We start from the raw sequence: 10,873 nt of genomic DNA, 5'->3' as shown, positions 1-10,873 counted from the left end.
CTGCCCCGCCCCCTGTCGAGACGGCACTGTTTACGCGTTAACGGTGTCTTTAAGCGACTTACCCGGCTTGAACGCAACAGTGTTGCTCGCCTTGATCTTCACAGGCTCGCCGGTTTGCGGGTTTTTGCCGGTGCGGGCGCCGCGGTGGCGTTGCAGGAAGGTGCCGAAGCCCACCAGGGTGACGCTGTCCTTGCGGTGCAGGGCGCCGGTGATTTCTTCGAGAACGGCGTTAAGGACGCGGTTGGCCTGTTCCTTGGTGAGATCGGCTTTTTCAGCGATGGCGGCTGCGAGTTCTGGTTTACGCATAAGTGAAGCCTCTTTGACGGTTTTTTGTTGTTATGTCCGTGCCGCTCTCTGACGGAGCGGCGCCCAAAGCGCCGCAGGCTCTACTCTGCGGCAGACGGAAGTGAGGATGGCATGCCCTCGAACGCCGCGCCAGTCTGGCGGCGACCTTTCTAAGTGGAAAAATGTGCTGAATCCGACAGAACGACCGGTATTTATGCCAGCAACGGCGGAAGCTCTTTGTTGAGCGCGAGTTTTTCCATCACGGCGGTGCCCGTCAGCGCGTAGCCCAGCAGCCGGCCGCTGGCGTCGCGGCACAGCGCCTTGATATCAGCGCCCTGCCCTTCGACGCTCCACACGCCCTCGGCGCCGCGTGGCGGAGGGGAGACCACCAGCGGGCAGACCGGCGTTTTCACGGTGACGGGCATCGGCCCGTAGCTGACGGCCGTGGCGTTGCCGGCCAGCGTCTGGGCCAGGGCGCGGGCGCAAGTCATCAGGGGCATGACGTACAGCAGGTTAAGACCGTCGACCTCGGCGCAGTCGCCCAGGGCGTAGATGTTGGCGTGGGACGTTTTGAGGTGGCGATCAACCATGATGCCGCGGTTGATCTGCAGGCCAGCGGCGGCGGCCAGGTCGATGCGTGGGCGCAGGCCGATGGCCGAGACCACCAGGTCGCAGTGGATCACTTCGCCGTCAGACAGGTGCGCTTCCAGGCCGTCAGCCGTGCGTTGCAGGCGGTTGAGCACCGGGCCCAGGTGGAAACGCGCGCCAAGGCTTTCCAGGCCGGCTTGCACCGCCGCCGCCGCTGACGGGTGCAGCAAGGTCGGCATGACTTGCTCGCACGGCGCGACCAGGTCGATTTCATAGCCGCCCAGGATCAGGTCATTGGCGAATTCGCAGCCGATCAGGCCGGCGCCAAGTACCAGCACGCGGCGCTTGCCGGCGGCAGCGGCGCGAAAGCGCGCGTAGTCTTCAAGGTCGTTGATCGGGAAAATCAGCTCGGCGGCGTCGCCCTCGACCGGTACGCGCACGGTTTCGGCGCCCCAGGCCAGGATCAGGTCACGGTAGGCTACCGCTTCCTCGCCGATCCACAGGCGCTTGTGGCCAGGGTCGATGCCGCTGACGCGGGTGTGGGTACGCACTTCGGCCTTAAGTTGCTCGGCCATGGCGCCAGGTTCAGCCATGCTCAGGCCATCGGCTTCCTTATTCTTGCCAAAACCGGTGGAGAGCATGGGCTTGGAGTAGGAGCGCCCGTCATCCGCGGTGATCAGCAGCAATGGGGTCTCGCTGTCGAGCTTGCGAAACTCTCGGGCCACGTTGTAACCGGCCAACCCTGTGCCGATGATCACGACAGGTGCGTTCATTCCTTTCTCCTTGTAGTACGTTTCTTAATTTTCAGATCAGCCGATTTCGATCATTTCGAAATCCATTTTGCCCACGCCGCAATCCGGGCACAGCCAGTCTTCCGGGACGTCCTGCCAAGCAGTGCCCGGCGCGATGCCGTCATCAGGCCACCCGTCCGCTTCGTTGTAGATAAGGCCACAGACGATACATTGCCACTTCTTCATTACTCGCTTCCTCAGGGTCCAGGCATATTGGCCGGCGGTCGATGGATCCAGCGTTGCCACGCGGCTCAGGGCGTTTTGTACTGATCGGGGCCTGCAGATGCAAGCGCGATCGACTCAACGGGACGGTTGAGCCCGGCAAAAGACCGGGACGCCATGGTAAGCTCGCCGCCTCTTTTGCTGCCAATACTGACTCGCCGTGCCGCACTCACTCACCCGCCCCGCTGTCTGCCGATGGCTGCCCCAGAGCCTTCTGAACCCTGCGCCCGCGCCGTCGACCCTCGACTGGTTGTTCGACGAAGGCTCACTGACGCGGCGGTTGACCGGGTTGTCCAACGGTGCCTTCAGCGTGACGCCGCTGTTGGAGGGCTGGCAGCCGCTGCGCGAGGACGAGTGCGCCGCGCTGGAACTGCCCCCGGCCAGTATCGGTTGGGTACGCGAGGTGTATCTGCGCGGGCATGGCCAGCCCTGGGTATTTGCCCGCAGCGTGGCGGCGCGCAGTGCCTTGCAGGGCGACGGGCTGCAGATGGACGAATTGGGCAGCCGTTCGCTGGGTGAATTGCTGTTCTGCGACCGCGCGTTCACCCGCCAGGCCATTGAAGTGTGCCACTACCCCCGGCACTGGCTGCCTACGGTGGATCAGGTCGATGGGTTATGGGCCCGCCGCTCACGTTTCGACCGGGGCGCACTGAGCGTGCTGGTGGCGGAAGTCTTCCTGCCGAGCTTCTGGGATGCACTGCACGCCCCTTCGGAGAACCGCTGATGTACCAACGCCTGCTCCAATCCCTGAACCGCCTGAATCCCAGGGCCTGGGACTTCGTTCAGTTGACCCGCATGGACAAGCCCATCGGTATCTACCTGTTGATGTGGCCGACACTGTGGGCATTGTGGATTGCCGGCAAGGGCTCGCCCTCGCTGATCAATATCGTGATTTTCGTGCTGGGCGTTACGCTGACGCGCGCTGCCGGTTGCGTGATCAACGACTGGGCTGATCGCAAGGTCGACGGCCATGTGAAGCGCACCGCGCAGCGCCCGTTGGCCAGCGGCAAAATCAGTTCCAAAGAGGCGCTGGTGTTCTTTGCGGTACTGATGCTGATCAGTTTCCTGCTGGTATTGCTGACCAACGCCACCACCATCTGGCTGTCGCTGGGCGGCCTGGCGCTGGCGGTCAGCTACCCGTTCATGAAGCGCTACACCTATTACCCACAGGTGGTGCTGGGGGCGGCGTTTTCCTGGGGCATGCCCATGGCATTCACTGCCGAGACCGGTCATCTGCCCGCCACGGCCTGGCTGCTGTATATCGCCAACCTGCTGTGGACGGTGGCCTACGATACCTACTACGCCATGACTGACCGCGATGACGATTTGAAGATCGGCGTGAAATCCACCGCCATTCTGTTTGGCGATGCTGACCGCGTGATCATCCTGACGCTGCAAGGCCTTTCACTGGCGTGCCTGTTGCTGGCCGGCGCACGGTTTGAGCTGGGGGGCTGGTTCCACCTGGGCTTATTGGCGGCGGCTGGGTGTTTTGCCTGGGAGTCCTGGTACACCCGCGATCGCGATCGCATGAAGTGCTTCAAGGCGTTCTTGCACAACCATTGGGCCGGGCTGGCGATTTTTCTCGGGATTGTGGCGGATTACGCGTTTCGCTGAGGTTTTTGCGCTGTCTGATCGGGCCTCATCGGGGGCAAGCCCCCTCCCACCTTTTGATGTGTGAATACATTCAAATGTGGCAGGGAGCTTGCCCCCGATGGTTTGAGCAGCGCCCAGAAATCAGGGCTTGATTACATGCCACACGCCACCCTTGCCATCGCCGGACTTGTCACCGGCCTTTTTGTCATCCTTGTAGGTGTACACCGGCTTGCCTTTGTAGGCCCACTGGCTGGTCTGGTCGTCGCGGGTGATGACCGTCCAATCGCCTGTCGACTTGTCAGTGGACTCTGCCTTCAGCGGCGGCCAGTTGGTCGCGCACTGGTCCTTGCACACGGACTTGCCATCGGCGTCCTTATCGAAGGTGTAAAGGGTCAACCCCTTGTGATCCACCAACAACCCACCTTGGGTCATCGCCGGCTCCGCCGCGAACGCCAGGCCTGGCAGGGTCAACGCTGCCGTTACCATGAGGGCTTTCCAGGAAACAGTGCTGTAAGTCATCGGAACCTTCCTTTTGTGGTTGTCAGGATTCGGACCCAAAGGGTAGTCCAGAGTGCCGCTAATTGCCCAGGCGACTAAATTACTGTCACACGACTGCAATAATTCCGTTATCTAATGCGGCGCAAGACAGTTAAATGACAAGAGGATTTTGAGCATGGTTGGCAGGAGCATTCTGATTGTTGACGACGAAGCGCCCATCCGCGAGATGATCGCCGTTGCGTTGGAAATGGCCGGCTATGACTGCCTGGAGGCAGAGAACTCTCAGCAGGCCCATGCCATTATCGTCGACCGCAAGCCGGACCTGATCCTGTTGGACTGGATGCTGCCCGGCACGTCCGGCATTGAGTTGGCCCGACGCCTCAAGCGTGACGAACTCACCGGGGATATCCCGATCATCATGCTTACCGCCAAGGGCGAAGAAGACAACAAGATCCAGGGCCTGGAAGTCGGTGCCGATGACTACATCACCAAACCCTTTTCCCCACGGGAACTGGTCGCACGGCTCAAGGCTGTGTTGCGCCGTGCCGGCCCTACCGACGGCGAAGCGCCGATTGAAGTCGGCGGCCTGCTGCTGGACCCGATCAGCCACCGCGTGACCATCGACGGCAAACCGGCCGAGATGGGCCCCACCGAATACCGCCTGCTGCAATTTTTCATGACCCACCAGGAACGCGCCTACACCCGCGGTCAACTGCTGGACCAGGTGTGGGGCGGCAACGTGTATGTGGAAGAACGCACCGTGGACGTCCATATTCGCCGCCTGCGCAAAGCCTTGGGTGATGCCTACGAGAATCTGGTACAAACCGTGCGCGGTACCGGCTATCGGTTTTCGACCAAAAGTTGAGCAGCAAGCAGTCAGCTACAAGCGGCAAGAGAACGCCGCATCGCTCTAACTTGAAGCTTGCAGCTTGCACCTTGAAGCTGCCCCAAGGACGTATTTTCAAGTGAATTCGAATTGGCATGGCACCTTGATCCGCCACATGCTCCTGTTGGTCACCGGTTGCCTGTTGGTGGGCCTGATCAGTGGTTATTACGGCTGGAGCCTGGCGATCGGCATCGGCCTGTACCTGGCCTGGACCCTCAAGCAACTGCTACGCCTGCATGAATGGCTGCGCCAGCACAAACCCGACGAAGCACCACCCGACGGCTACGGCCTGTGGGGCGAAGTGTTCGACAGCATCTACCACCTGCAACGTCGCGACCAGCGGGTACGCGGGCGCCTGCAGGCGGTGATCGACCGCGTGCAGGAATCCACCGCGGCCCTCAAAGACGCTGTGATCATGCTCGACAGCGACGGCAACCTGGAATGGTGGAACCGCGCCGCCGAAACCCTGCTGGGCCTCAAGACGCCCCAAGACAGCGGCCAACCGGTGACCAACCTGGTACGCCACCCACGTTTCAAGGAATATTTCGAGCAGGACAATTACGACGAAGCGCTGGAAATCCCCTCACCCACCAACGACCGTGTGCGTATCCAGCTGTACCTGACGCGTTACGGCAACAACGAGCACCTGATGCTGGTGCGTGACGTCACGCGCATCCACCAGTTGGAACAGATGCGCAAGGACTTCGTCGCCAACGTGTCCCACGAGCTGCGCACCCCTTTGACGGTGATCTGCGGTTACCTGGAGACGCTGCTGGATAACGTCGATGAGATCAACCCACGCTGGAGCCGCGCGCTGCAGCAGATGCAGCAGCAGGGCTCGCGGATGCAGACCCTGCTCAACGACCTGTTGCTGCTGGCCAAGCTGGAGGCCACCGACTACCCCTCCGACAACCATCCGGTGGCGGTGCAAAGCCTGCTGCAGACCATCAAGAATGACGCCAAGGCCCTCTCGGGCGAGCGCGGGCAGCAGATCAGTCTGGAAGCCGACCCGGCGGTGCTGCTCAAGGGCAGCGAAGGCGAGTTGCGCAGCGCGTTCTCCAACCTGGTGTTCAACGCGGTGAAATACACCCAGGATCAGGGCACCATTCGCATCCGCTGGTGGGCCGACGAGCAAGGCGCGCACCTGAGCGTGCAGGACTCCGGCATCGGCATCGATGCCAAGCACCTGCCGCGTCTGACCGAGCGTTTCTACCGCGTCGACTCCAGCCGCAACTCCAACACCGGCGGCACCGGGCTGGGCCTCGCCATCGTCAAGCACGTGCTGCTGCGCCATCGCGCGCGCCTGGAGATCAGCAGTGTGCTGGGGCACGGCAGTACGTTCACCTGCCACTTTCCGCCCGCTCAGATGACCCGCTCGCGGGCGATCGGCCTAGATGAATAACCCAAAAACACCATAAGACTAATGTGGGAGGGGGCTTGCCCCCGATGACGGGAGTGAAGTCAACTTATCCATAACTGATCCACCGCCATCGTGGGCAAGCCCCCTTCCACGGTGGATCTTCAGCGTCTCGGGAAATACATTCCATGTCCCACCCGGCGGCGGGCACTAGGCAAGCGCCCCGTCAGCCGCTACATTGGCCGACTTGCGCCTGCCTTTCAGGCGTGCCTGTCACCCCTTATTGAACACATGGAACCTGCAAAACCCCATCATGGACCCTTCCCCTGGTATCACCTTCGCCACACTCTTCGCCGACTTCGGCATGATTCTTTTTGCTCTGATCCTGGTACTGCTCAACGGTTTTTTCGTTGCGGCGGAATTCGCCATGGTCAAACTGCGCTCGACCCGCGTTGAAGCCATTGCCCACACCAACGGTTGGCGCGGGCAGATCCTGCGCACCGTACACAGCCAGCTCGACGCTTATCTGTCGGCGTGCCAGCTGGGTATCACCCTCGCCTCCCTGGGGCTGGGCTGGGTCGGTGAGCCTGCGTTTGCGCACATCCTCGAGCCGCTGTTGGGCGCGGTGGGCGTAGAGTCGCCGGAAGTGATCAAGGGTGTGTCGTTCTTTGCGGCGTTCTTCGTGATTTCCTACCTGCACATCGTGGTCGGCGAGCTGGCGCCCAAGTCCTGGGCGATCCGCAAGCCCGAGTTGCTGTCGCTGTGGACGGCCGTGCCGCTGTACTTGTTCTACTGGGCCATGTACCCGGCGATCTACCTGCTCAACGCCAGCGCCAACGCGATCCTGCGTATCGCCGGCCAAGGCGAGCCAGGCCCGCACCACGAGCATCATTACAGCCGCGAAGAACTCAAGCTGATCCTGCACTCCAGCCGTGGTCAGGACCCGAGCGACCAAGGCATGCGGGTACTGGCATCGGCCGTTGAAATGGGCGAGCTGGAAGTGGTGGACTGGGCCAATTCCCGTGAAGACCTGGTGACACTGGACTTCAACGCTCCGCTCAAGGAAATTCTCGCGCTGTTCCGCCGCCACAAGTTCAGTCGCTACCCGGTATACGACGCGGTGCGCAATGAGTTCGTGGGCCTGTTGCACATCAAGGACCTGCTGCTGGAACTGGCGGCGCTGGACCACATCCCCGAATCCTTCAACCTGGCCGAGCTGACCCGTCCGCTGGAACGCGTGTCTCGGCATATGCCGTTGTCGCAGTTGCTGGAGCAGTTTCGCAAGGGCGGTGCTCACTTCGCTCTGGTGGAAGAAGCTGATGGCAAGATCATCGGCTACCTGACCATGGAAGACGTGCTGGAAGTGCTGGTCGGCGATATCCAGGACGAACACCGCAAGGCCGAGCGCGGCATTCTTGCGTACCAGCCGGGCAAGCTGCTGGTGCGCGGCGACACCCCGCTGTTCAAGGTAGAACGCCTACTGGGCGTGGACCTGGACCACATCGAAGCCGAGACCCTGGCCGGGCTGATCTACGACACGCTCAAGCGCGTGCCGGAGGAAGAAGAGGTGCTGGAGGTTGAGGGCCTGCGGATCATCATCAAGAAGATGAAAGGGCCGAAGATCGTACTGGCCAAGGTGCTGCTGCTGGATTGACCGTCAGTTGCCCGTAGCAAAGCCGGCTTAGGTCGCCGACGGGCTGAGCACTCATGGCAACGTTGTATGCTGCAATGAAGATCAAACGTGGGAGCGGGCTTGCTCGCAACGCGGTGTGTCAGCCACTGATCCGGGACTGACACCCCTATGCGCAAGCAAGCCGGCTCTCACACTCACGCGTGCGCCGCTTGAGAATCAGGCACCCGGCACAAAATGCTTCTGCGCCGTGCCCCGTGCGATCAGGCGCGAGATGTAGTCCAGCTTCTGTGCGTCCTGGTCAATGAAGCGGAAGGTCAGTTGCAGCCAATCGCTGTCCGGCTTGGGCTCGAAGGCGACGATGGCGTGCAGGTAGCCGTTGAGGCGCGCCACTTCGGCGTTCTCGCCTTGTTCCAGGTCCAGCACTGCGCTTTCCAGCACTTGTGGCAGGATCTCGCCACGGCGTACTACCAGCAGCGCTTCCTTGATGCTCAGCGCCTTGATGACGCATTGCTGAGTGCCGCTGGACAGCCGCAACTGGCCCTGGCCACGCCCGGACTGGGCCGGCGATGCGGCCGGCGCTTGTACCGGTGGCGTGTTGAGCAGGCCACGGTTGGGCGCGGCGGCGGCGACGGGGGCGGCGCCCTTGACGGCTTCGGGCTTACCGCCGGTCAGGGCGCTGAGCGAGTCATTACCGAACGCCGAATTCATCTTGGTTGGCGCACTGGCGACCAAAGCATCGAGACGGCCAACCTTGTGCAGGGCCTGCTTGACCTTGTTCAACAATTGCTCGTTGGTAAACGGCTTGCTGACGTAGCCGGACACGCCGGCCTGAATTGCCTGGACTACGTTCTCCTTGTCACCCCGGCTGGTCACCATCACAAACGGCATGGCCTTCAGATGGGCCTGCTCGCGGCACCAAGTCAGCAGCTCCAGCCCGGACATTTCCGGCATTTCCCAATCGCACAGCACCAGGTCGAACGACTCGCGCATCAGGATGGTCTGGGCCTTCTTGCCGTTCACCGCATCTTCAAGCTTGATCCCGGGGAAGTAATTACGCAGGCACTTCTTCACCAGGTCGCGGATAAACGAGGCGTCATCCACCACCAATACACTGACTTTACTCATCGACCCTTTATCCTATAAAAACCGCGGCACGCAGAACGCCTGACTGATGGCATTTTGCCAAAAACTCTGCAGTCACGTCGGGACTTTCTTTCACCCGCCGCGCAAATAATTCAGATGCCACAAACAAAAACGCCCGACCAAAGGCCGGGCGTTAATTTCTCGGGCAACTTACTTATCGTCAGGTTCGCCCGGAACATTAGGGATTTGGTCGGCTGAGCCCTCAACTTCGGCTTTCATGCGCTTGAGCCCCATGTGCCGTACGTCGGTACCACGCACCAGGTAAATCACCAGCTCCGAGATATTGCGCGCGTGGTCGCCGATGCGCTCCAGCGAACGCAGCACCCAGATAATGCTCAAGACCCGCGAGATAGAGCGTGGGTCTTCCATCATGTAGGTAGCCAGCTCGCGTAGGGCGGTCTTGTATTCGCGGTCGATGACCTTGTCGTACTGGGCCACCGACAGTGCCAGGTCGGCGTCGAAGCGAGCAAACGCGTCCAGGGCATCGCGCACCATGTTGCGCACTTGGTCGCCGATGTGCCGCACCTCTACGTAACCACGCGGCGCTTCGCCTTCTTCGCAGAGTTGGATGGCACGGCGCGCGATCTTGGTGGCTTCGTCGCCGATGCGCTCCAGGTCGATCACCGACTTGGAGATGCTGATGATCAAACGCAAATCCGATGCCGCCGGCTGGCGACGGGCGAGAATGCGCAGGCATTCTTCGTCGATGTTGCGTTCCATCTGGTTGATCTGGTCGTCGATTTCCCGCACCTGCTGGGCCAGGCCCGAGTCGGCCTCGATCAGCGCGGTGACCGCATCGTTGACTTGCTTCTCCACCAGCCCGCCCATCGCCAGGAGGTGGCTGCGCACTTCCTCAAGCTCGGCGTTGAACTGCGCAGAGATGTGATGGGTAAGGCCTTCTTTGCTAATCATGCGTTTGCTCCGCAAAAGCTGTAAGCCGCAAGCTACAAGCCGCAAGCTGATGTGTGTCGTTCCGTTGAACTGCTTTTACTTGCCGCTTGAAACTGGCGGCTTGCAGCTGCCCCAACTAGCCATAGCGACCGGTGATGTAGTCTTCGGTCTGTTTCTTTGCCGGATTGGTGAACAGGGTATCGGTGTCGCCGAACTCCACCAGCTTGCCCATGTACATGAACGCGGTGTAGTCGGAAACGCGCGCCGCCTGTTGCATGTTGTGGGTCACGATGACGATGGTGAACTTGGATTTAAGCTCGTAGATCAGTTCTTCCACTTTCAGCGTCGAGATCGGGTCAAGGGCCGAGCAGGGTTCGTCCAGCAGCAGCACTTCCGGCTCCACGGCGATGGTTCGCGCGATCACCAGCCGTTGCTGCTGACCGCCGGACAAACCGAGCGCCGAATCGTGCAGGCGGTCCTTGACCTCGTCCCACAGCGCCGCGCCCTTGAGCGCCCACTCGACGGCTTCGTCAAGGATGCGCTTTTTATTGATGCCCTGGATGCGCAGGCCATAGACCACGTTTTCATAGATGGTCTTGGGGAACGGGTTGGGCTTCTGGAACACCATGCCGACCCGGCGACGCAGCTCGGCCACGTCCTCGCCCTTGCGGTAGATGTTGCTGCCGTAGAGGTTGATGGCACCTTCCACGCGGCAGCCGTCCACCAGATCGTTCATGCGGTTGAAGGTACGCAGCAGCGTGGACTTGCCGCAGCCCGACGGGCCGATGAAGGCGGTCACGCGCTGCTTGGGAATGTTCATGCTGACATCGAACAGCGCCTGCTTTTCACCGTAGTACAGGCTCAGGCCCGGCACTTCGATGGCCACGGTTTCCTGGGCCAGGCTCAGGCTCTGCTTGTCGCGACCCAGGGCAGACATGTTGATGCCGTGGGAATGGGTTTCGTGTTGCATGGTCTCACTCCGTTCG

12 protein-coding genes are annotated in these 10,873 nt (G+C 61.3%); 5 read left to right on the top strand and 7 right to left on the bottom strand.

What is annotated here, in order from left to right; all coding sequences use genetic code 11:
- Nucleotides 1-30 precede the first annotated feature (30 nt).
- From G7025_RS01860 to G7025_RS01850, 3 genes are all read right to left on the bottom strand, one after another.
- Complete coding sequence (locus G7025_RS01860; RefSeq protein ID WP_003176958.1) at nucleotides 31-306, bottom strand: HU family DNA-binding protein; 276 nt, start codon at nucleotides 304-306, stop codon at nucleotides 31-33.
- 191 nt (nucleotides 307-497) lie between these two features.
- Entirely contained in the window at nucleotides 498-1,646 is a 1,149-nt protein-coding gene (locus G7025_RS01855) for an NAD(P)/FAD-dependent oxidoreductase (protein ID WP_181076222.1), read from the bottom strand.
- Nucleotides 1,647-1,682: 36 nt separating this feature from the next.
- Entirely contained in the window at nucleotides 1,683-1,850 is a 168-nt protein-coding gene (locus tag G7025_RS01850; protein ID WP_122849948.1) for a rubredoxin, read from the bottom strand.
- A gap of 196 nt (nucleotides 1,851-2,046) precedes the next feature.
- Here G7025_RS01850 and G7025_RS01845 point away from each other — a divergent pair, with 196 nt between their 5' ends.
- Complete coding sequence (locus G7025_RS01845) at nucleotides 2,047-2,610, top strand: chorismate--pyruvate lyase family protein (RefSeq protein WP_181076220.1); 564 nt, start codon at nucleotides 2,047-2,049, stop codon at nucleotides 2,608-2,610.
- Complete coding sequence (ubiA, locus tag G7025_RS01840; protein WP_181076218.1) at nucleotides 2,610-3,500, top strand: 4-hydroxybenzoate octaprenyltransferase; 891 nt, start codon at nucleotides 2,610-2,612, stop codon at nucleotides 3,498-3,500. The genes G7025_RS01845 and ubiA overlap by 1 nt, the downstream gene beginning before the upstream one ends.
- 120 nt (nucleotides 3,501-3,620) lie before the next feature.
- On the opposite strand, the gene G7025_RS01835 is transcribed toward ubiA, so the two are convergent.
- A complete protein-coding gene (locus tag G7025_RS01835) occupies nucleotides 3,621-3,998 on the bottom strand; it encodes a COG4315 family predicted lipoprotein (RefSeq protein WP_181076217.1) in 378 nt (125 codons plus the stop codon).
- A gap of 154 nt (nucleotides 3,999-4,152) precedes the next feature.
- Between G7025_RS01835 and phoB the strand changes: the two genes are divergently transcribed.
- The 3 genes from phoB (at nucleotide 4,153) to G7025_RS01820 (ending at nucleotide 7,874) form a co-directional block, all read left to right on the top strand.
- Nucleotides 4,153-4,842 (top strand): phosphate regulon transcriptional regulator PhoB, encoded by a 690-nt coding sequence (phoB, locus tag G7025_RS01830; protein WP_016703132.1) that lies wholly within the window; start codon nucleotides 4,153-4,155, stop codon nucleotides 4,840-4,842.
- Between the two features lie 136 nt (nucleotides 4,843-4,978).
- Nucleotides 4,979-6,265, top strand: a complete 1,287-nt coding sequence (gene phoR, locus G7025_RS01825; RefSeq protein ID WP_219855147.1) for a phosphate regulon sensor histidine kinase PhoR — start codon at nucleotides 4,979-4,981, stop codon at nucleotides 6,263-6,265.
- 268 nt (nucleotides 6,266-6,533) lie between these two features.
- Nucleotides 6,534-7,874: a hemolysin family protein gene (locus G7025_RS01820; protein ID WP_053127585.1), complete on the top strand. Its 1,341-nt coding sequence runs from the start codon at nucleotides 6,534-6,536 to the stop codon at nucleotides 7,872-7,874.
- 195 nt (nucleotides 7,875-8,069) lie between these two features.
- On the opposite strand, the gene G7025_RS01815 is transcribed toward G7025_RS01820, so the two are convergent.
- The 3 genes from G7025_RS01815 to pstB form a co-directional block, all read right to left on the bottom strand.
- The gene (locus G7025_RS01815) at nucleotides 8,070-8,978 is read right to left on the bottom strand and encodes a response regulator (RefSeq protein WP_181076214.1); all 909 of its coding nucleotides are present in this window, start codon (nucleotides 8,976-8,978) and stop codon (nucleotides 8,070-8,072) included.
- A gap of 168 nt (nucleotides 8,979-9,146) precedes the next feature.
- The gene (gene phoU, locus G7025_RS01810) at nucleotides 9,147-9,908 is read right to left on the bottom strand and encodes a phosphate signaling complex protein PhoU (RefSeq protein WP_053127580.1); all 762 of its coding nucleotides are present in this window, start codon (nucleotides 9,906-9,908) and stop codon (nucleotides 9,147-9,149) included.
- Nucleotides 9,909-10,023: 115 nt separating this feature from the next.
- On the bottom strand, nucleotides 10,024-10,857 hold the full coding sequence (gene pstB / locus G7025_RS01805) for a phosphate ABC transporter ATP-binding protein PstB (RefSeq protein ID WP_016971675.1): 834 nt from the start codon (nucleotides 10,855-10,857) through the stop codon (nucleotides 10,024-10,026).
- Nucleotides 10,858-10,873: the final 16 nt, after the last annotated feature.

Source organism: Pseudomonas lurida, from assembly GCF_013522705.1.
GTDB classification, from domain to species: domain Bacteria; phylum Pseudomonadota; class Gammaproteobacteria; order Pseudomonadales; family Pseudomonadaceae; genus Aquipseudomonas; species Aquipseudomonas quebecensis.
The sequence above is the reverse complement of the archived record's forward strand: the minus strand, read 5'-3'. Positions and strand labels throughout refer to the sequence as shown.